This is a genomic window from Oceanihabitans sp. 2_MG-2023, assembly GCF_030547245.1.
Taxonomy (GTDB): domain Bacteria; phylum Bacteroidota; class Bacteroidia; order Flavobacteriales; family Flavobacteriaceae; genus Oceanihabitans.
In genome coordinates, this window is the sequence record NZ_JAUOQT010000002.1 from 296,015 (window position 1) to 318,106 (window position 22,092).

22 protein-coding genes are annotated in these 22,092 nt (G+C 30.8%); 13 read left to right on the forward strand and 9 right to left on the reverse strand.

Annotated features, from left to right (window positions below; translation table 11 throughout):
• Positions 1–151: 151 nt before the first annotated feature.
• From clpP to Q4512_RS05285, 5 genes are all read right to left on the reverse strand, one after another.
• Positions 152–826 carry an ATP-dependent Clp endopeptidase proteolytic subunit ClpP gene (clpP, locus tag Q4512_RS05265; protein ID WP_215967612.1) on the reverse strand — a complete coding sequence of 225 codons (675 nt, stop codon included), beginning with the start codon at positions 824–826 and terminating at the stop codon, positions 152–154.
• Positions 827–956: 130 nt separating this feature from the next.
• Positions 957–2,285: a trigger factor gene (gene tig, locus Q4512_RS05270; protein ID WP_303422437.1), complete on the reverse strand. Its 1,329-nt coding sequence runs from the start codon at positions 2,283–2,285 to the stop codon at positions 957–959.
• 181 nt (positions 2,286–2,466) lie between these two features.
• Entirely contained in the window at positions 2,467–2,814 is a 348-nt protein-coding gene (locus tag Q4512_RS05275) for a phage holin family protein (RefSeq protein ID WP_303422440.1), read from the reverse strand.
• A 43-nt stretch (positions 2,815–2,857) separates the two neighbouring features.
• Entirely contained in the window at positions 2,858–3,634 is a 777-nt protein-coding gene (locus Q4512_RS05280) for an alpha/beta fold hydrolase (protein WP_303422443.1), read from the reverse strand.
• A 20-nt stretch (positions 3,635–3,654) separates the two neighbouring features.
• Entirely contained in the window at positions 3,655–4,368 is a 714-nt protein-coding gene (locus tag Q4512_RS05285; RefSeq protein WP_303422446.1) for a pyridoxine 5'-phosphate synthase, read from the reverse strand.
• Positions 4,369–4,459: 91 nt separating this feature from the next.
• On the opposite strand from Q4512_RS05285, the gene Q4512_RS05290 reads away from it, so the two are divergent.
• From Q4512_RS05290 to murI, 8 genes are all read left to right on the forward strand, one after another.
• On the forward strand, positions 4,460–5,119 hold the full coding sequence (locus tag Q4512_RS05290) for a CBS domain-containing protein (RefSeq protein WP_303422449.1): 660 nt from the start codon (positions 4,460–4,462) through the stop codon (positions 5,117–5,119).
• 1 nt (position 5,120) lies between these two features.
• The gene (locus Q4512_RS05295) at positions 5,121–5,993 is read left to right on the forward strand and encodes an NAD kinase (RefSeq protein WP_303422452.1); all 873 of its coding nucleotides are present in this window, start codon (positions 5,121–5,123) and stop codon (positions 5,991–5,993) included.
• 98 nt (positions 5,994–6,091) lie between these two features.
• Positions 6,092–6,784, forward strand: coding sequence for a DUF6089 family protein (locus Q4512_RS05300; protein WP_303422454.1), 693 nt, complete (start codon positions 6,092–6,094; stop codon positions 6,782–6,784).
• The gene (locus Q4512_RS05305) at positions 6,785–7,525 is read left to right on the forward strand and encodes an isoprenyl transferase (protein WP_303422457.1); all 741 of its coding nucleotides are present in this window, start codon (positions 6,785–6,787) and stop codon (positions 7,523–7,525) included.
• 4 nt (positions 7,526–7,529) lie between these two features.
• A complete protein-coding gene (gene bamA / locus Q4512_RS05310) occupies positions 7,530–10,106 on the forward strand; it encodes an outer membrane protein assembly factor BamA (protein WP_303423201.1) in 2,577 nt (858 codons plus the stop codon).
• 187 nt (positions 10,107–10,293) lie between these two features.
• Positions 10,294–11,319 carry an OmpH family outer membrane protein gene (locus Q4512_RS05315; RefSeq protein ID WP_303422461.1) on the forward strand — a complete coding sequence of 342 codons (1,026 nt, stop codon included), beginning with the start codon at positions 10,294–10,296 and terminating at the stop codon, positions 11,317–11,319.
• 32 nt (positions 11,320–11,351) lie between these two features.
• The gene (locus Q4512_RS05320) at positions 11,352–11,861 is read left to right on the forward strand and encodes an OmpH family outer membrane protein (protein WP_303422463.1); all 510 of its coding nucleotides are present in this window, start codon (positions 11,352–11,354) and stop codon (positions 11,859–11,861) included.
• A 66-nt stretch (positions 11,862–11,927) separates the two neighbouring features.
• Positions 11,928–12,707 (forward strand): glutamate racemase, encoded by a 780-nt coding sequence (gene murI / locus Q4512_RS05325; protein WP_303422466.1) that lies wholly within the window; start codon positions 11,928–11,930, stop codon positions 12,705–12,707.
• A 129-nt stretch (positions 12,708–12,836) separates the two neighbouring features.
• Here murI and Q4512_RS05330 read toward each other — a convergent pair whose 3' ends face one another.
• From Q4512_RS05330 to Q4512_RS05340, 3 genes are all read right to left on the reverse strand, one after another.
• The gene (locus Q4512_RS05330) at positions 12,837–13,352 is read right to left on the reverse strand and encodes a gamma carbonic anhydrase family protein (protein WP_303422468.1); all 516 of its coding nucleotides are present in this window, start codon (positions 13,350–13,352) and stop codon (positions 12,837–12,839) included.
• A 237-nt stretch (positions 13,353–13,589) separates the two neighbouring features.
• Positions 13,590–14,324: a LytTR family DNA-binding domain-containing protein gene (locus Q4512_RS05335; protein WP_303422471.1), complete on the reverse strand. Its 735-nt coding sequence runs from the start codon at positions 14,322–14,324 to the stop codon at positions 13,590–13,592.
• A gap of 32 nt (positions 14,325–14,356) precedes the next feature.
• Complete coding sequence (locus tag Q4512_RS05340; protein WP_303422474.1) at positions 14,357–16,528, reverse strand: histidine kinase; 2,172 nt, start codon at positions 16,526–16,528, stop codon at positions 14,357–14,359.
• A 205-nt stretch (positions 16,529–16,733) separates the two neighbouring features.
• Here Q4512_RS05340 and Q4512_RS05345 point away from each other — a divergent pair, with 205 nt between their 5' ends.
• Together Q4512_RS05345 and Q4512_RS05350 are read left to right on the forward strand one after the other, a co-directional pair.
• The gene (locus Q4512_RS05345) at positions 16,734–17,747 is read left to right on the forward strand and encodes an SIMPL domain-containing protein (RefSeq protein ID WP_303422477.1); all 1,014 of its coding nucleotides are present in this window, start codon (positions 16,734–16,736) and stop codon (positions 17,745–17,747) included.
• 19 nt (positions 17,748–17,766) lie between these two features.
• The gene (locus Q4512_RS05350) at positions 17,767–18,939 is read left to right on the forward strand and encodes a VWA domain-containing protein (protein ID WP_303422479.1); all 1,173 of its coding nucleotides are present in this window, start codon (positions 17,767–17,769) and stop codon (positions 18,937–18,939) included.
• A gap of 105 nt (positions 18,940–19,044) precedes the next feature.
• On the opposite strand, the gene Q4512_RS05355 is transcribed toward Q4512_RS05350, so the two are convergent.
• A complete protein-coding gene (locus Q4512_RS05355; protein WP_303422482.1) occupies positions 19,045–20,046 on the reverse strand; it encodes a type IX secretion system membrane protein PorP/SprF in 1,002 nt (333 codons plus the stop codon).
• A 241-nt stretch (positions 20,047–20,287) separates the two neighbouring features.
• Here Q4512_RS05355 and Q4512_RS05360 point away from each other — a divergent pair, with 241 nt between their 5' ends.
• From Q4512_RS05360 to Q4512_RS05370, 3 genes are all read left to right on the forward strand, one after another.
• Positions 20,288–21,190, forward strand: coding sequence for a NifU family protein (locus tag Q4512_RS05360; RefSeq protein ID WP_303422485.1), 903 nt, complete (start codon positions 20,288–20,290; stop codon positions 21,188–21,190).
• A gap of 127 nt (positions 21,191–21,317) precedes the next feature.
• Complete coding sequence (locus Q4512_RS05365) at positions 21,318–21,518, forward strand: dodecin family protein (protein WP_303422487.1); 201 nt, start codon at positions 21,318–21,320, stop codon at positions 21,516–21,518.
• Between the two features lie 102 nt (positions 21,519–21,620).
• The gene (locus Q4512_RS05370) at positions 21,621–21,980 is read left to right on the forward strand and encodes a DUF1304 domain-containing protein (protein ID WP_303422490.1); all 360 of its coding nucleotides are present in this window, start codon (positions 21,621–21,623) and stop codon (positions 21,978–21,980) included.
• Positions 21,981–22,092: the final 112 nt, after the last annotated feature.

Consider the following 22,092-nt stretch of genomic DNA (forward strand, 5'->3'; position numbering starts at 1 on the left):
AGTTATTAGTTAAAAGTTATGGGTTCCAAATTTTTAATTTTTCACACTAACTTTTACTTAATTTAAATGTCATACCAATTATGTTAAAAAATCTAATTTTTAAAAGATATCTCGACTAATTCTCGATATGACAATTTTTATTGCATTAATTTTAGCTTCTAACTAAAATCTCATCAATCATTCCGTATTCTTTAGCTTTATCTGCTTTCATCCAGTAATCACGATCACTATCGGCGTATACTTTATCGTAATCTTGTCCAGAATGTTTACTTATAATATTATAAAGCTCTTCTTTTAAGATTAAAATTTCACGAGCTGTAATTTCTATATCACTCGCTTGACCTTGCGCTCCACCTAAAGGTTGGTGAATCATAACTCTAGAGTGAGTTAAACCACTACGTTTTCCTTTTTGTCCTGCACATAATAAAACAGCTCCCATAGATGCAGCCATTCCTGTACAAATTGTAGCTACGTCTGGCTTAATGAATTGCATCGTATCATAAATACCAAGACCTGCATATACACTTCCTCCTGGAGAATTTATATAGATTTGAATATCTTTATTAGCATCGGTACTTTCTAAAAATAATAATTGAGCTTGAATAATATTAGCAACTTGGTCGTTAATTCCAGTTCCTAAAAAGATAATTCTATCCATCATTAAACGTGAAAACACATCAAAAATAGCGATATTCATTTGACGTTCTTCAATAATATTTGGTGTCAAGTTTGTTGGATACATGCTACTAATTATCTTATTGTAATATGTACTGCTTATTCCTTGATCTTTAATTGCGAATTTTTCGAATTCTTTTCCGTAATCCATATGTTGATATAAAAATTATAGTTATTAAAAAAGGCGTCGAAACCTAAAAGTTTCAACGCCTAAATATAAGGATTTATTCTTTAAAATTATGTTAACACTTAGATAAGCTATGTGCTACTATTTCACCTTCTTATTTATCTCCGTAAACTTCTTTTACAAAGTCTTCGTAAGTTAATTCTTTAGCTTTAACATTTGCCTTTTCTTTATAGATCTCTAATAAACGTTGGCTAATGATTTGCTCAGACATTTTACGAGCTTCATCTTGGTTAGACAATACACGAGCAGCAATATCATCTAGTTCTTTTTCAGACGGATTCATTTGTCCAAATTGAGCCATTTGCGCTTTAATCATGTTTTTAGCATGTCCTTTAATATCTTCTAGCGTTACTTGTATTTTGTTATCTGTAATTAATTTCCCTTCAATTAATTGGTAACGCAAGCTTTTTTCAGATTTTTCGTATTCTTCTTTTGCTTGGTCTTCTGTTAATTGTTGCTCACCTGCAGTTTGCATCCATTTCTGTAAGAATGCTGCTGGTAGATCGAACTTGGTATTTTCTACTAAATACTCTGTAACATCATTTAAAAGCTTTTGATCTCCTTGTTGCACGAATTGTTTTTCGGCATCCTCTTTAATCTTATCTTTTAATTCTGAAACTGTAGTCACGCTACCATCTGCAAATAGTTTTGTAAACAATTCTTGGTCTAAATCTGCAAGTTCGCGTTGGTTAATTTCTGTAACGGTAAAGGTTACTTCTATTTCTAAACCATGCGCTTCATCATGTTGAATTTTTAATGCATGCATTAAATCATGATCATCACTATATAAACCTTTTGTTTTTAATGCAATTACGTCACCAACTTTAGCTCCAATAAATTTCTTTGCGTTTGCTGCTCCTTTAAATTTATCTAAAGTTAAAGTTACTGTATTTTCAATTTCTTTTTCTTCGTTTTTGAAAGTTCCAGTAATTTCACTGTCTTTTTCGATTGTAGTTTGCGAAATTAATTTACCATATTGCTTTTGAATATTCACGATTTGATCATCAATCATTTTATCTCCAGCAACTATATTATAATGTGTTATTGCTTTTTTACTTTTTAAGTCTACATTAAATTCTGGCGCTAAACCTAATTCAAATTCAAAAGAAAAGTTTTCGGCATCCCAATCAATATCGTCTTGTACTTTTGGTAAAGGTTGTCCTAAAACATCTAACTTTTCTTCTGTTAAATATTTATTTAATGCGTCTTGTAAAAGCTTATTAACCTCGTCTACTAAAACGGCTTTACCATATTGTTTCTTTACCATTCCCATTGGCACGTGCCCTTTTCTAAATCCAGGAATGTTAGCAGTTTTTTTATAATCTGTTAAGATTTTTTCAATTTTATCGCTATAATCTTCTTTTGCGATATCTACTTTTACTACTGCATTTAATGCATCAATGTTTTCTCTTGTAATATTCATTATAAATGATATAAAGCCCCAAAAAGGGCATTTAACACTAGTTTACGCTTCCACTTTCATGGAAAACATTTTAATAGGAATCTAAAAAGTTTTTCTTTTTAGAGTTATTTCTATTAAAAAGGAGTGCAAAAATACTACTTTTTTACACTAGAACAAAGTTTTTAACGTATTGATAGCAAGGCTACTTTTTATCTTGTTTTAAAAAGGAATGCAATAAGGATTGTAAGATGCATAAAAGCACACTAAAAAGCATTGCGGTCCAGAAAGTATTCACCACAAAACCATCAATAAAATTATCTACTAGAAGTATAATGCATGCATTAATAACAAACATAAACAAACCTAATGTTACAATGGTAATTGGCAAGGTTAAAATAACCAAAATTGGTTTTACTATTAAGTTTAAAATAGAAAGCACTAGTGCCACAACGATAGCGGTAACATAACCATCTACCTGCACACCGTTTAATATATTTGCTAATACAAAAACGGCAATAGCATTTAATAAAAGTCTTATAATTAAGTTCATATTTTTATTTGATTAGTAAGTATAATCTACAATTAGTTACAATTTAATTTACGAAACTTATTACAGCATTAAAAAAATCTGTTGGATTTTCGGCATGTAACCAATGTCCTGCGTTTTTTATAGTTATAATATTGGCTAAGGGAAAATGCCTATTAATTAATGCTTCGTCTTGTAGTGCAATATATTCGCTTTTATCTCCACGAAGAAACATAGTATCTTTACTAAATTTCGCATGTATTGGCAAAGCTTCTCCGACTTCACTTACATTTTCTTTTAAAACCTTTAAGTTTATGCGCAGTGCAAGTTTTCCTTTTTCTATCCAATATAGATTTTTAAGCAAAAACTGTCTAGTTCCAAAATCGGAAACATAATCTGCCAGCACTTTATCTGCAGCTCCTCTTGTTTTTAATGTTTCAAAATTAAGACTACTTAATCCTTCTAAAATAGCATCGTGATGAATTGGGTAAAATCTTGGAGAAATATCTGCGACTATTAATTTAGACACTAATTCGGGGTATTCTGTAGCAAAAAGCATGGCTGTTTTTCCTCCCATCGAATGTCCTAAAAGCACGATATCTTCTAATTCATTTTCTTCACAATAACGCTTCAAATCTTCTACTAAAACATCATAATTAAAAAGAGAATCATGAAAACTTCTACCATGATTTCGCTGATCTACTAAATGCACTTGAAAACCTACTTCGCTAAATTGCGTTCCAAGCGTTTTCCAATTATCGCTCATTCCTAAAAACCCATGAAGAATTACAAAAGGTTTTCCTTCTCCTATTATATTAGCGTGTAATATTTCTTTATTTGCCACGAAATTGTTGCTTTATATTTTTATTTAAGTCGTTGTAAATACATTTGAATTACATTTTCTACACCAAGATAGAGGCTTTCAGAAATTAATGCATGACCAATAGAAACCTCTAATAGTCCTGGAATGTTTTCTTTAAAAAATTTCATATTATCTAAAGACAAATCATGCCCAGCATTTATACCTAAACCTAATGTATTACATAATTGGGCACAAACGGTATATGGTTTAATAGCGTCGTAATTCTCTAAACTATATTGGTGCGCAAATGCTTCGGTATATAACTCGATTCTATCGGTTCCAGTTGCTTTTGCACCTTCTATTTGTTTTACATCTGGATCGACAAAAATAGAAGTACGTATCCCATTTTGCTTAAACTCTTGAATCACTTCTACTAAAAAATCTTTATGCTTAATGGTATCCCACCCTGCATTACTAGTAATAGCATCTATACTGTCTGGAACCAAAGTAACTTGTGTAGGTTTTATAGCTAATACCATATCTAAAAACTTGGGAATTGGGTTCCCTTCAATATTATATTCGGTATACACTTCTGGTTTTAAATCGTAAGCATCTTGATAACGAATATGTCTTTCGTCTGGTCTTGGATGAATCGTTACCCCTTCTGCTCCAAAACGCTGCACATCTTTAGCAAACTGCACTACGTTTGGCAAATCTCCACCTCGTGAGTTTCGCAAAGTTGCTATCTTATTAATATTTACACTTAATTTTGTCATTATATAATGTATTATAGTGCAAAAATACAAACTAGAACAGCCTTTTTGTACTATTTTTTTGATTAATTTGCAGAAGTAAAAAAGAAGAAAAATGAATCTTTCAAATTATATAATAAACGATATCAAACCACTTACATTAAGTGATAGCGTACGTGATTTGCAGATACTATTTAATCAGCTCACATATTCTCATATTCCTATCAAAAATGAGGAAGGTGTTTATTTAGGTTGTATTTCTGAAACAGACGTACATTGCTTTGAAAGCGCAAAACCAGTAAATGAAATCACTTATTCGGCGGAAGGTTTTTTTGTAAGAGAAGAAACAAATTGGTTAGATATATTAGAAGCTTTCGCTCAAAATTCGACGAACATCATGCCTGTTTTAAGTAAAAGCAATAATTATTTAGGCTACTACGAACTTAAAGACATTATTAGTTTGTTTAACGAAACACCTTTTTTCTCTGAAGCTGGAGGTATTTTAATTGTAGAAAAGGGGTTGAATGATTATTCGTTTAGCGAAATAAGCCAAATTGTAGAATCTAATGATGGTAAACTACTAGGTGCTTTTATTTCGAAAATGGAAAATGATGTAGTACAAATAACACTTAAAATAGGAAACACAGGATTAAATGACATCATGCAAACCTTTAGACGTTACAGTTATAATGTAGTTTCTGGGCATGAAGAAGACAGTTATTTAGAAAGTTTAAAAGAACGATCCGATTATCTTAACAAATATCTAAACATGTAATATGAAGATAGCTATATACAGTCAATATTATCCTGAAAAATCTTTGGATACTTTTGATCTTCTATTAAAAATTCTTTCAAAAGAAGATGTAGAAATTTTTATAGAACAAGAATTCTTTGAAAACACAAAAGACATTATTAAGAGTACTTCGGTAAGCGCTTTTACAACTCTAGATAATACTTTTAACTTATTAATAAGTATAGGCGGAGATGGCACCATTTTACGCGCAATAACATATGTAAAAGATCTAGATATACCAATTGTTGGAGTAAACACAGGACGATTAGGGTTTTTAGCAACAATACAAACCGATGATATTGAATATGCTTTTAAAAACATATTAAATAAAAACTACAAAATATCGGAACGTAGTTTATTAAGTATTGAAACATTTCCAGAAAATAAGGATATTAAAGAAACCAACTTTGCACTTAACGAGATTGCAATAAGTAGAAAGAATACGACCTCCATGATAACTGTGGACACAAAACTGAATAACGAGTATTTAACGTCGTATTGGAGTGATGGGTTAATAGTATCTACACCTACAGGATCTACTGGATATTCTTTAAGTTGTGGAGGACCTGTAATAACCCCAGACACTAATAGTTTTGTTTTAACACCAATTGCGCCACATAATTTAAGCGCAAGACCATTAGTGATACCAGACTCTACAGAAATAGAATTAAAAGTGGATGGTAGAGAAGAGCAACATTTAGTTTCTTTAGATTCTAGAATAGCAACACTTAACAATAACACCATTATAAAAATTAAAAAAGCACCTTTTACAATAAAAATGTTAGAATTAATAGAGGAAAGTTTTCTAGATACACTCAGAAAAAAACTACTTTGGGGTGAGGATAAACGGAATTAAACAATATTTTAACCGAAAAACTGTTTTATTCCCATACAATTTGATTCAAATTGTTATTGGCTAATCTTATTTATTATATTTGCAAACTTTAATCGCATATGAGATATTTTATCATTATTATAATCAGCGCTTTAACTTTTCAGCTATCGCAAGCACAAACTTATGAAATAGGTGTGTTCGCTGGTGGTAGTAATTTTATTGGTGATGTTGGTTCTTCAAAGTATATTTCACCAAATCAACCAGCAGTTGGTGGTATTTTTAAATGGAATAGAAGTGCTAGACACTCTTTTCGCTTTTCCTTAATATACTCAGAACTGGAAGCAGACGATAGTAAATCGGATGACCCAAGAAGAAAAGAAAGAGATTACAAAATCAATAATGCTATTATTGAGGCGTCCTTAGGTTTAGAATTTACTTTCTTTAATTTTAACTTACATAGTAGAAAAACAAATTCTACTCCATATTTATACACAGGAATAGCTGTTGCCAAACACGACAATTACCGTTTTGATTTAAATGGTGAGTTGTTAGATGATGACACTTCAAGCATTGCTTTTGCAATACCGATGGTTTTAGGTTACAAACACCAAATAGCAGAAAACCTGATACTTGCAGGAGAAATAGGAGCACGTTATACTTTTTCCGATGAAATTGATGGTAGCGTACCAGACGCTGAAGAAGCATTTGATAGGTATGCTTTTGGGAATTTAAATAATAATGACTGGTATGTATTTACTGGGTTAACACTAACGTATACATTTGGTGAAACACCATGTTATTGTTCTTTTTAAATGAATTTAAAAGAAAAAATAAATACAAATAAATTGCCAAAACATCTAGCTATAATTATGGATGGCAATGGTAGATGGGCTAAACAGAAAGGTATGCTTCGTGCTTTTGGTCATGAAAACGGCACAAAATCGGTAAGAGAAACTGTAGAAGCATCTGCAGAATTAGGAATAGAAAACCTAACACTCTATGCTTTTTCTACTGAAAACTGGAATAGACCAAAACTTGAAGTGCAAACGCTAATGAAACTTTTAGTTTCTGCTTTAAAAAAAGAAATCAAAACACTTCAAGAAAACAATATTAAATTATCTGCAATTGGCAATTTAGATGCACTTCCTAAAAAAGCACATCGGGAACTACTAGAAGTTATAGACAAAACAAAAACGAATAATAGAATGACTCTTACTTTGGCTTTAAGCTATGGTTCGAGAGAAGAAATACTAAATACAGTTAAAAAAATAGCAATTAAAGTTAAAAATAATATAATTTCGCCCGAAAGTATTGATGAATCATTTATTAATGAGCATCTTTACACGCAAAATTTACCAGATGTAGATTTGCTTATTAGAACCAGTGGCGAGCAACGTATTAGTAACTTCCTGCTTTGGCAAATAGCCTATGCAGAATTGTATTTTACGGAAACCTTATGGCCAGATTTTAATAAGCAAAATTTATACGAAGCCATAATAGAATATCAAAAAAGAGAAAGAAGATTTGGGAAAACAAGTGAACAACTTAGCTAAGTTAATGCCTTTTAAAGCAAATACTAAATATTTTTTAGCACTAATAGTAACCATATTTAGTTTAAGCACATTTGCTCAAGAAACTACATTTACAAAAGGTAACAAATATACTATTGCAGAAATCACTGTAAATGGTAACTCTTCCTTTAGTGAACAAACCATTATTACCTATTCTGGATTAAGAAAAGGAAGTGAAATTCAAATTCCTGGCGAAGACATTAGTAGTGCCATTAAAAAACTTTGGAACTCGAATCTTTTTAACGATATAGATATATACCTTTTAAAGGTAGAAGGAAGTACTGCATTTTTAGAAATTAGATTATCGGATTTACCGGAACTTAATGACATTAAAATTACTGGAGTAAAAAAAGGAAAAAAAGAAACAATAATTAAAGAAAACAAACTTGAAAAGGGCGTTAAGGTTACAGAAAACTTAGTAACAACTACTAAAAACTACCTACAAAACAAGTATAAAAAAGATGGTTTCTATAATGCAAAAGCAAATATAAACACCATTGAAATTGCAGATTCTCTAAATAAAGCTAAAGTCAATATGGTTTTAGCAATAGACAAAGGAAAAAAAGTAAAAGTAAAAGACATCGTATTTACTGGCAATTCTGTTTTACCAGAAAACAAGCTACGTAATGCAATGAAAAACACAAAAAAAAGAAACTATGCAAGAGTTTGGAAACGCTCTAAATACATAGAAGAAGACTATAAAACAGACTTAACTAGCTTAATTAACAAATACAAAGAAAACGGATATAGAGATGCAAGGATTTTAAGCGACAGTTTAGTTGTTAATAATGACAATACTGTATCTTTAAATATTAACCTAGAAGAAGGAGAAAAATACAGTTTTGGTGATATTTCCTTTATTGGTAATACCGTGTATACCGATGAAATACTAAAAAGAGTACTCCGTATTAAAAAAGGGGAAACCTATAACGGTGTTCTTTTACAAGAAAAAATAGCTGACGATTCCAGACCAGACGGAGACGATTTAACAAATCTATATCAAAATAACGGGTATTTATTTTCAACAATTAATCCGGTAGAAATTAATGCTGAAGGTAATGTTATTGATATGGAAATTAGAATCTCTGAAGGTAAACCAACCTACTTCAATAGTGTTACTGTAACTGGAAATGATGTTACAAACGATAAAGTAATTTACCGTGAACTTCGTACACGTCCAGGACAATTATATAGTAAAGCAAATGTTGTACGTACTATTAGAGAATTAAGTCAACTAGGATTTTTTGATGCAGAACAAATAAGCACAGATTTTAAAAACCCAAACCCTAACGAAGGTACTATCGATTTACAATACGGCGTAGTAGAAACAGGGTCTAGCCAAATAGAACTTCAAGGTGGTTATGGTGGAGGTGGTTTTATTGGGACGCTAGGTTTATCCTTTAATAACTTTTCTATAAAAAACATTTTAAACAAAGATGCCTATAAACCTGTTCCTCGTGGTGATGGTCAAAAACTAGCACTTCGTTTACAAGCAAGTAAATTTTACCAAACCTATAGTTTCTCTTTTACAGAGCCATGGTTAGGTGGTAAAAAACCAGTTCAATTTTCAACCTCTATTTCTCACTCTAAACAGTTTTTATACGATTCTAGTACAGGAAATGCGGATAAAGATAAGCGTTTCAATATTACAGGAATATCTGTTGGGTTAGCGAAAAGACTTTCGGTTCCAGATGATTATTTTACACTATCGCAAGGGTTAAGCTTTCAACACTATGACCTAAAAAACTATAATACTGGTCTATTTACTTTTGGTGATGGTTACTCTAACAACCTAGCGTACACTATTGGTTTAAGTAGAAATAACACTTACAACGATCCTATTTTCCCTACAGGTGGTTCAAATTTTAATATTACCGCAAAATTATCTTTACCATATTCTTTATTCAACAATGTAGATTATAGTGCATTAGCAGACGAAAGAGATGCATTAGATTTAACAGATACTGATGACTATGAGAGAGCTGGTGAAATTGACCAAGAACGCTACAAAATGTTAGAATTTTATAAAATAAAATTTAAAGCAGATTGGTACACGAAAGTAGTTGGAAAACTAGTATTACGTCCAAGTTTAGAGCTAGGTTTCTTAGGAGCATATAATAATGACAGAGGTGTTATTCCTTTCGAACGTTTCTTCCTTGGAGGTGACGGATTAGGGAGTTATAGTTTAGACGGAAGAGAATCTATAGCATTACGTGGTTACGAAAACCAATCGATACAGCCTTTAGATGATAATGGAAATGTAACCAGTGATGGTGGTTCTATATATAATAAATTCTCTTTAGAATTACGTTACCCAATCACGTTAAAACCTGCTGCTAAAATTTACATGTTAGGTTTTCTTGAAGGTGGTATTGCTTATAATAACTTTCATGACTACAATCCATTTGATTTAAAAAGATCTTCAGGTTTAGGTTTACGTTTATTTATGCCTGCTTTTGGATTACTAGGAATTGATTTTGGTTACGGATTTGATTCTGTTCCAGGGCAAGGAAGTCAAGTAAGTGGATGGCAAACTCACTTTATAATTGGACAACAATTTTAGTTGAAAAAAAATTTTGGCACGATATTTTCTATTAACAATTTGATTATTTAAAAGAAGAATTAAAATTTTTAAAATTAAAATTCGTTAATTTTGAAAAGCTTAATTCGAAAAAAGACAGAAACAGTTAAATAATCACCTGTCCTTTTTAGAATTTATAAAGCCAATAAATTATAAAAATATAAAACAGATGAAATTAAAAGTTCTTTTTTTACTGGCAATTGTATTCATGCTTAGCATAACAACCACTCAAGCACAACGTGGTGTTAGAATAGGTTATATCGACACCGAATACATTTTAGAAAATATACCAGAATACCAAGAAGCAACAACGCAATTGGATGGTAAAGTTCAAAAATGGAAATCTGAAATCGATACTCGTTTAGGTGAAATAGAACAAAAACGAAAAGATTTAAGTAATGAAAAAACACTTTTAACTAGCGAACTTGTAAAAGAACGTGAAGAAGATATTAATTTTGAAGAACTTGAAATATTAGAATACCAACAAAATAGATTTGGTCCTAATGGCGATTTAATGATTCAAAAAAGACAACTAATTCAACCTATACAAGATCAAATATTTGCAGCTGTTCAAGATATAGCATCTACAAAAAAGTTTGATTTTATTTTCGATAAGTCTGCAGATGTTGTTATGCTGTATTCGGCAGATAGATTTGATATTAGCGAGCAAGTAATACGAGCAATTGTACGTACTTCAAAACGTGACCAAGCAAATTCTAAAAAAGAAAGAAAAAATGCAAAGGAGGAAGATGTTGTACCAGAAGTAAACGAAACATTAGATGCTAGAAAACAAGCATTAGAAGATAAAAAAGCAGCTCGTGCCGCAGAAGCAGAACAACGCAGAAAAGAAATATTAGAAGCACGTGAAGCAAAAAAAGAAGCAGCACAAAAAAGAAGAGATAGCATTGTTCAAGCCAGAAAAGATTTAAAGGAAAGCAAGCTAGAAGAAAGAGATAATACAGAAGATGTAGATGACCAAAATGGTCAAGAAGAAAATAAGAGTGAGGGGGAAGAAAATGTAGATAGTAAAACTACTATAGAAGAAAAAAAGGAAGCTTCAGAACAATTAAGTGACAAAGAAGCTCGTAAGAAAGCATTAGAAGAAAGAAGACAAAGAATATTAGAAGAGCGTAGAAAAGCAAAAGAAGAACGCGAAAACAATAATGCCGACGAAGAAGAAGGCGAAGACAATTAACAATTTATTACACACACATTAAACTATTAAAAATGAAACAAATTAAAACCTTATTAGTAGCAGTAGCTTTATTTATTGGAGGAACTAGCTTTATGCAAGCACAAACTAAAGTTGCGCATATAAACACGCAAGATCTTATTGCAGCAATGCCAGCAATGAAAACGGCACAAGCAGAAATGGATAAGCTTGGTAAAACTTACGAAGCAGACATTAAAGCTATGGTTACTGAATACCAAAACAAAATGAAATTATACGATTCTGAAGCTTCTACTAAAACAGCAGAAGAAAACCAAAAACGTATGGTAGAGGTACAAACAATGCAACAAAACATCCAACAATACCAAGGTCAAGCACAACAAGACATGCAAAAGAAAGAAGTAGACTTACTTAAGCCTATTACTGAAAAAGCTAAAGCTGCGATATTAAAGGTAGCTAAAGCGCAAGGTTTTAACTATGTGCTAGATTCTACTCAAGGTGGTGGCGTTATTATGGCAGAAGGTAAAGACTTACTTGCTGATGTTAAAAAAGAATTAGGTTTCTAATAAAAACATTACAATAAATTATTTAAAAAGCTACCTTTAACTAGGTAGCTTTTTTATTTTTGTATTATGCGTAAACAACCTATTGGTATTTTTGATTCTGGTGTTGGTGGAACCTCTATATGGAAAGAACTTCATGCACGTTTACCGCATGAAAACACTATTTATTTAGCAGACAGCAAACATGCTCCTTATGGTAATAAAACCAAAGAAGAAATTATTGCTTTATGCATAAAGAACACCGAACTACTTTTAAGTAAAGGTTGTAAAATTATAGTTGTTGCATGCAATACTGCAACTACAAATGCAATACATTATTTACGAAAAAAATACAATATACCTTTTATAGGAATCGAACCAGCCATTAAACCTGCTGCATTAAATACAAAAACAAAAGCTGTTGGTATACTTGCTACAAAAGGAACACTTTCTAGTACCCTTTTTCATAAAACAACCGATTTGTTTACTAATGGCATTGAAGTTATTGAGCAAGTTGGCGAAGGTATTGTGCCTTTAATTGAAAATGGTACTATTAACAGCGAGGAAATGAAGGCACTTTTACAGGTATACTTAAAACCAATGCTTGACGCCAACATCGATTATCTTGTTTTAGGCTGTACACATTATCCTTATTTAATACCACAGTTGTTAGAAATGCTGCCAAGCCATGTAAATATAATAGACTCTGGTGAAGCTGTAGCTAAACAAACAAAAGCCGTTTTAAAACTACATGAGCTTTTAAATGATACTACAAACAAACCTAAATTACAGTTTTATTCTAACGGAAACCCAAAAGTGATACAACAACTTTTAGGAAAAAAATACGATGCAGATTATTTAGAATTTTAATACAACGTAAATAAGCGTTTTATTTGCGTTAGCGATTGCAGTGGCATCCTTTTTTGAGGCACGAAAAAAAGATATAATGTAAAGCGCGACCCTTGTGGTAACGCCATACTATTTATTATACAGACCTTTTTATTCTTTAAACCAACTGGAATATTTTACATAGTTATCTGCAATTCTATTAATTTCTCCAGAGATTAATTCTTTACTTATATCTTTAACTTTTTTTGCTGGAACTCCTGCATATATCGTTCCTGCTTCTACTCTAGTATTTGCGGTTACTACTGCGCCTGCTGCTACTATGCTATTACTTTCTATCACGCAATCGTCCATAACAATGCTGCCCATTCCTATTAAAACATTGTCGTGAATCGTGCATCCATGTACAATGGCGTTATGGCCAATAGACACATTATTACCAATGGTTGTTGGTGATTTTTGGTAGGTTGCATGTATTACTGCACCGTCTTGTATATTTACTTTATTTCCCATTTTAATGAAATGTACATCACCACGAATTACGGCGTTAAACCATACACTACATTGCGATCCCATAGATACGTCTCCAACTATGGTTGCGTTTTCTGCTACGTAGCAGTCTTTGGGTATTTGTGGGTGTTTGTTGTTTACTGGTTTTATTAATGGCATAATTTTAATTGCTTTGAAAAAAGGAATCGCATGATTCAAATTCATGAGTTCCTTTTGGTTATTATTTTATTTCATGATATAATTTTATCACGTGAGACTTCTCGACAAGCTCGAAATGACAAAATTGTGTTACATAATATTATATAAATTCTTGCTTCGCTCGAATGCTTTAGATTTGAACTAAACTTAAAATTTATTTATCTTATTTATGAGATTCCTGCTTAACGCAGGAATTTGTTACTTAAAATAAGAAAGTAATGCTGCTTTTTTTGATGCGGAAACGAGTATTTCTTTTCCGTTACTAAGTACAACGTGTCCTCCTTTTCCCTTTACGTATTTTGTTATTTCGTTTACGTTTACCAAATAGCTTTTGTGTACTCTTGCGAAACTTGAATTGGTTAACGCTTCTTCAAAATATTTTAAGGTTTTACTTACTAGTTTCTTTTTGTTGTTATTTAAATATATTTCGGTGTAATTATCGTCTGCTTTGCAGTATAAAATGTTTGCAGTTTCTAAAACCTCGAAACCATCTTGTTGTGGAATGGTTATTTTTCCGGTTACGATATTGGTTTTTGGAACTAGAACCTCATCTTGCAAAGCGTCTTCTTTGGTTTTAATTTCTACTACATAATCTACTGCTTTAATGAGTTCGTCTATAGAAATTGGTTTCATTAAATAGTAGCTTGCGTGCGCATTTAAGGCATCTATTGCATAATGGTTATAGGCCGTTACAAAAATAGTTTCGAAGGTTTTATCTCCTACTTTATCTAGCAAATCGAAAGCATTTCCGTAAGGCATTTCTACATCTAAAAAAACCAGCTCTAAGTCGTTATTTCTAATTAGCACTAAGGCTTCTTCTACATTAGCAGCTTCCCCTAAAATATGCACATTAGGACAGTATTTATCTAGATAATTTTTTAATATATCTCTGCTTGTTTTTTCGTCTTCTACGATGATGGCGTTTAGTTTCATGTTTTGGGCATTAGGAAAAGTTTTCTCTTTAATTAATCTTTTTTAAGCGTTACAACTACTTTGGTTCCTTTGTCTCCTTCGGTTTTAAAATCGTTAATAAAAACATCTACTTTATCTTTATACATTTCGTTTAAAATAGCAACACGCTTTTTAATGTTGTTCATGCCTTTAGAGTTTTGTTTTTTCTGATTTTCGGTTTTTAAGGCTTTGCTTTTTTCTCTTCCAATACCATCATCAATAATAGAAATGGTTAATTCGTCTGTATTTTGTTGAGAAATGGTTATTTCTAATTTTCCTTTTTCTTCTTTATAGCGTAAGCCATGCCAAACGGCGTTTTCTATATATGGTTGCAATAACATTGGTGGGATTTGAAATGCGTTAATTGCCACATTTTCATCTACATGAATTGTATAATCGAACTTCTCTTTAAATCTAAAATGTTCTAATTGTGTATAGAGTTCTAAAAGTTCTACTTCTTTTTGAAGCGGAATAAAGTCTTGTTCGCTATTTTCTAAAACTGCTCGCATAAGCTGTGAAAAATCGGAAAGATATCTATTTGCTGTTCGTTCGTCATTAGTAGCAATAAAACTATTTACAGAGTTTAATGCATTAAATATAAAATGCGGGTTCATTTGACTTCGCAACGATTTTAAAGCCAAAAGGTTATTGGCTAATTTTTGTTGCTTAATATATTTATACATTAAATATGCTGTTATTAGCAATAAAACTAATCCTCCAAAAAGTGAATAAATAATAAGTTTTTGTCTTTTACTTTGCTCTACAGAAAGTTGGTAATTACTTTGATTTAAAGCTCTATCGCTTTCTAAACTAGAAATTCTGTTTTGCTTTTCCGCAATACTTTTATTAAATCTTTTGGCTTGCGCAATTTCTTGATCCATTTTAACATAAAGCGTATCTACAGCTTCTTGATATGCTTTATAGGTTTCTAATGCTTTCGTGTAATCTCCAGCATCTCTATAGGTTTCAGAAAGTTTCCGGATAGCATCTTTTTTTACCAGTAAATCTTCTTTACTATCGGCTTCTGCTATACTTTTTTCTAAATAAGGAACTGCATTTGCATAATCTTTTTGTTGGTAATAGGCGTTTCCAATTTTATAGTTTTGTTTTTGTAATGTTAAAGCACTTTCATTATCGATTAAAGTATCGGTCTCTAATTCTGAAATTTCTTCTATAGCTTCTTTTCGCAATTGAATTTCATCTTCGTATGCCATGTTTTCATTTTGAAAATCGGCAACTTTCACCTTCTCCGTTACTGCTCTTTTTTTGTTTTCTTGAGACGCTAAGTCTAACGCATTTTCAAAATAGGAATTTGCTTCATTTAGTTTACCACTTGCGTTATATGCATCTCCTATTTTAGAGTTTAGATCTGTAATTTTGGGCTTAATTAAATGCTTCTCGGCTATCTCTAATGCTTTCTTATAATTAGTAATGGCAAGATCTAATTGTACTATTTTCTTATACACATCTCCTAAACCTTCATGAAATTCTGTTTTCTGGTAGTTAGACAGAGTATTTACTTTTATACTTTTATATGTTTGTAGGCTTTCTTGATAATCGTTATTTTTAAAATAAGCATTTGCTAATTTTAGGATTACTTCGTTTAAGGTATTATTTTGAAGACTTATTTTGTAATTTGAAATTGCAAGATCATATTGTTTCCAATGTACATACACATCTGCAAGTATCTCATAAGCTTGCGCATTTTGTTTTCTAGAATTGCTTTGTGATAAAGCTTCGGTAATAAACAGAATACTTTTTTCTGCATCTTTTTTTAGATAAACTGTTGCAGAATCTATAATGCTATTAAATGAATTTAGCGAATTTTTTCTTTTATATACGGCTTCTGTTTCTATTGCAGGTATTACTTCAACCGTGATACTTTCGTCATCTTTAATCGTATAATAAACCGTTTTAATGTCTTTATGAGCAAATGTTAATTCATCTCCTTTTTTTACTTGTATTTTAAAATCTCCTGAAAGGCTTGTAGTGGTATACACTCCACCGTTTACAAAAACCTGTACATTGGTAATTGGTTTATGCGTTTCGCTTTCTAGAACAGAACCTCGAACAACAAAAAGCATTTCTTCTTTAGTAGAATTAGTTTTCGCGTTTTTCTGAGCAAGTAAATTACTCGTTAATAATAGAAGGCTTAAGAGGATTATATATTTGAATATATGTTTCATTTGTTCTCGTTACAAAGTATAAACTTACACACTTTAATTTACACTTAAAAACAACAATACGTCTCTTTTCTATTTTTAATGTTGTAAAAACCTACGTTCCCTAATTACAACTGCTATTTAACGCATGGAAGTGACAGCTTTACTCATTGTAGATTTTTAATTCTAAAGTTTGGTTATAGGTTTACTAAGAATTAAAAAACAACCCATGAAAAAACTAATCTTTACTACTTTAATTATTCTTTATACTAGTTTCAATTTCGGACAAATTAAAGGGAATGCTATTTCTATTTCACGTCAAAACATAGCTACTAAGGACTTAGGAAATGGTTATGTATACGGAAATAACAGAAATCATTTTCAAACAAAAAACATAATACCAAATCCGACCATTTCTATAGATGTGAAAGCATTAAGCAACATCGTAGCGACATCGTATACTGCTGTTTTTAATATAACACAGATAGGTGAAACTTCACAAGAAACCAATAATTTAATAAAACAACGTACACAAAAATTAAGAGAGGAACTCGTTACCAAAGGAATTTTGGCCAACGATTTTGTAATTGATGTTATTTCTTTCGTTCCAGTTTACGAAACTATTGTGGAAAAAAAACTATTCAGTAAAAAATATGTAGAAGTCCCAAAAGGGTTTGAATTACAGCAAAATATTCATATTAAATTCACTAAAGTAGAGCAGTTTGAAAAGATTATAGCGGCTTGCGCAAATAACGAAATTTACAACCTTGTTAAAGTAGATTACTTTATAGATAACCTACAAGAAATTTATAAAAAGCTTCGTATAGAAGTTTTAAAAGAATTAAAAGCAAAACAAGAATTTTATAACGACTTAGGTTTCGATTTATCAGAATACAAACCAATAATAGCGAATAATAAGTATTGTTATTTTCCAAGAGATTTTTATAAAAACTACCAGGCTTTCAATAGTATTTCTATGGAAGCATTAAAGCAAAACAAAGGGATTTATCAAGTAAAAAAACAAACCTCCTATTACTATGAACCGATATCCTTTAGAGATTATGATGTAGTAATTAATCCTACTATTGTAGAACCAGTAATACAAATTGGAATGGAAATTAAACTACAATATTCCCCTAAACCAAAAGAAGAAAAACCTATGGAAAAAGAAGTGATTAAAAACAAATACTATATCATTTCGCCAGACGGAAGCATCGATATTAAAGAAATAAAAACAACTTAATAATTTAAAAACAACAACTATGAAAACAATATTTAAAAAGAGTGTTCTGGCATTATTTTTTATGAGCCTTATAGCATGTCAAGCAAAAGATAAAAAGCAAAAAAAAGCATTAGCGATTCATGAACCAACAACACATCAACCTATAAAAGATAAACCAAGTAAGCAATTTATTAAAGTTGCTTTATTGTTAGACACTAGTAATAGTATGGATGGTTTAATAGACCAAGCAAAAGCACAACTTTGGGAAATTGTAAATGAACTTTCGTATGCGAAATGTGAAGACACGAAACCAAACCTTGAAATTGCATTATACGAATATGGCAACGATAATTTAAATGGAGAAGAAGGCTATGTTCGTCAAGTATTAGCATTTAGTCAAGATTTAGATGAAATCTCTAAAGAATTATTTTCGTTAACTACAAGAGGTGGAAATGAATTTTGCGGCTATGTTATTAAAACTTCCATAGACCAATTGCAATGGGGAAATAATGCAGACGATTTAAAATTAATATTTATTGCTGGTAACGAACCTTTTACACAAGGACGAGTAAACTATAAAGACGCCAGTAAGCTTGCACATAGTAAAGATGTTACCGTAAACACCATTTTTTGTGGCGATTACAATCAAGGTATTTCTAGCTACTGGAAAGATGGAGCAGATTTAACACATGGAAATTATATGGCAATAAACCATAACCATGCAACTGTACATGTAGCATCTCCATATGATGACACTATATTACAATTAAATAAAAAACTAAATAAAACTTACGTTGCTTATGGTAGTAATGGAAGAAATAAAATAGCACTTCAAGCAGAGCAAGATGTAAATGCAAAAGGCTATAGTGAAGCAAATGCAGTAAGTAGAGCTGTTAGTAAAAGTTCCCATTTATATAAGAATTCTTCTTGGGATTTAATTGATGCTAGTGAAGACGAATCGTTTGCATATGAAGAATTAAAAGAAAGTGAATTACCAAAAGAGCTTCAAGGTAAAACGGAAGCAGAAATGAAAAACTATTTAGATACAAAAAGAAAAGAGCGTGAAGCAATACAAACGCAAATTCAAGATTTAAACGTCAAACGTAAGCAACATATAGCTAAACAACAAAAAGGTAAAAAGGAGAACTTAGAAAACGCCATGCTTGGTGCAATTAAAACACAAGCAAAAAAGAAAAATTATGAATGGGAATAATTTAAGATTCTAAAATAAAGAATACTAATAGATTAACTACTTAATTAATCACAAATAAAAAAGCCTTCATAAATTATGAAGGCTTTTTTATAGTATAATATATTATTAATTAACTGCAGGACAGTTACAGTGATATTTTTCTTTTCTACAATTAAAGTTTAAACCAAGTGTTATTTGATGGAAACCAGCATTATTAAACACCACAGAATTTGCTTGATATGCATAGGTATAAGCAAATACAAAATTATTATAATCAATACCTAATATTGGCGAAATGTATTGTAATTTTTGGCTACTAATACTTGATCCATCAATATACTCTGCTCCATCTAAGCTACGTCTGTAAGATAATCCTCCCCAGATTTTACCAAAATCCATTTTTTTATACGCTTTAACATTAAGATCGAAAGAAGCTTCTTTTGTACCATCTTTATATTGAAATAATATAGAAGGCTCATAAGACCAATCGCTACCAAACTTACCGAAACCATAACCAGCAGAAAACAAATAACGTCTTAAGTTACTTGTAACATGTACATCATTATTAACTCCCTTATTATTAAGCACATTCTTTACAGTTGCATGTGCGTAAAAATTATACAAGTTATAAGAAAAACCAAAATCCATATTAAAATTGGTAGAACTTTGCTCTATACCATATATTAAAGGATCAAAAGGCTCATTTAAAAAAGAAGTTTCATCTAATTTATATTGTATCATACCAACACTTAATCCAAATGAAAGTTGATTTAAATCAATCTCATTTCTAGAAAACATTAGATGGTGTGCATAGGTTAAATAAATACCATTCTGCGAATGATATCCGTTCTTATCTGTGTAAACAATTGCTCCAATACCAGATTGTGTTTCACCAATTCTACTATTTACACTTATTGTCGCTAGTTGTGGCGCATCTTCTTGTCCAAACCATTGCTGTCTACCAGTTACCCTTAACTTAGCACATGTAGCTGCTCCAGCCATTGAAGGATGAATTAGATAATAGTTATCTGTTAAATAATCGGTATAAATAGGAAGTCCTTCTTGAGAGTTTACAAACTGTGTAAAGAATACTACAACAGCTAAAAGGGATAACTTTTTTAAATTCATAGTTTTAGTTTTCAAGGCAGATTGGTTAAAAATGCACTTTCTTACATGTTTACAACTTAATATTTTCTATTAAATTATATTATTAGTCTCCAAATATATAAAATTTAGTCTTTATACATAATGTATAAAAGTTAAAGATTTAAGTTGTTTGTCGTAAATCCATAATAACCCACATAAGAAAAGCTAAATATATAGATAACTGTAGTGTTGTTTTAGTATTTTTGTAAAAAAATAATTTACAATGAATACGTTTAAAGTTTCCATACAAGAAACCAACAACCCTACTATAATTAAGTTTGAGTTAAACCAATTTATAACCAAACACCAAAGCTTTGAATTTAATAATATTGACGAAGCAAAAGCTTCTCCTTTAGCCCAACAATTATTCTATCTGCCTTTTGTAAAAAAAGTATATATAACCAGTAATTTTATTGCTGTAGAGCGTTTTAATATTGTAGAATGGCAAGATGTACAAACAGAAGTTTCGGAACAAATAGAAAGTTATTTAAATAATGGAGGAATTGTTGTTGAAGAGGCAGCTGCTCCTAAAAAAGTTCCTGTAACAGTTTATGCAGAAAGTACCCCTAACCCTTCGGTTTTAAAATTTGTAGCAAATAAGAAGTTAGTAGCTGCTACTTTTGAGTTTACTTCTATTGATGAAGCGAAAGCTTCGCCTTTAGCTACAGAGTTATTTCACTTTCCTTTTGTAAAAAGTATTTTTCTGGATGAGAATTACGTTTCTATTACAAAATATGAAGTTGCAGAATGGAATGACATTACCATGGAACTTCGTGAATTTATTAGAACATTTATCGAGAATGGTAAAGAAGTAGTAATTGCGAATGCACCAGAAGTTGTAAAAAAATCTACAGAAGCATTAGATGCGACTTATGAAAACCTGGACGATACCTCTAAAGAGATTATAAATATTTTAGAAGAATATGTAAAACCAGCTGTTGCTAGTGATGGCGGAAACATTCAGTTTGAATCTTACGATGCTGCTACCAAAAAAGTGAAAGTTATCTTACAAGGAGCCTGTAGCGGTTGTCCTTCATCTACTTTTACTTTAAAAAATGGTATCGAAAATATGCTTAAAGAAATGATGAAAGGGAGAGTAGAAATAGTGGAGGCTATAAACGGTTAATTACTTTCAGCTATTAAAATGGCATTTAATCTAATAGTTAAATCCTTTTATATTAGACTTTTCTTTTGCTGCAATTATTTGTAAATTTAGAATTCAAACAAATATTAACTTAAAATAAATAAATATTATGGCGATAATGAAAGTAATTGAAGTAATGTCTAATTCAGACAAAAGTTGGGAAGATGCTACAAAAAAAGCAGTAAAACAAGCTTCAAAAAGTGTAAAAAACATTAAATCTGTTTTTGTACAATCGCAAAGTGCAGTTGTTAATGATGATGAAGTAACTGAATTTAGAGTAAATTTAAAATTAACTTTTGAAGTGAAATAAATTCAAAAAATAATCACAAAAAAGCGTTCTATAATAGAGCGCTTTTTTTATACTTTAAATTTGCTAACTTTGATTCTTACATTTAAAAAACAACTTATAGATATGGAAATATTAGCAACAGTACTTGTCGCTTTTGTAGCTTTTGAACATTTTTACTTTTTAGTATTAGAAATGTTTTTATGGACTACACCAAAAGTGATAAAAACATTTGGAATAGAAAGCGTAGCATTTGCCGAGAAAACGAAAGTATTAGCAGCCAATCAAGGTTTATACAATGGTTTTTTAGCTGCCGGTTTAGTTTTTAGCTTATTGTTTCAAAATGTAAGTATGACAAAATTCTTATTATGTTGTGTAATAATCGCAGGAATTTATGGCGCATATTCGACAAAAAAAATTCGATTATTTTACTTTCAATCTGTTCCTGCAATACTTGCTATAATTAGTATTTTATTTTTAAACTAATTACATCGAAAAAATAAGGATTTTATAGATAAAAATTAAAATAATATTTGTTTAACATTATTTTCTAATTAAGTCATTAAATTCGCATAATCAACATATTAATTAATTATAA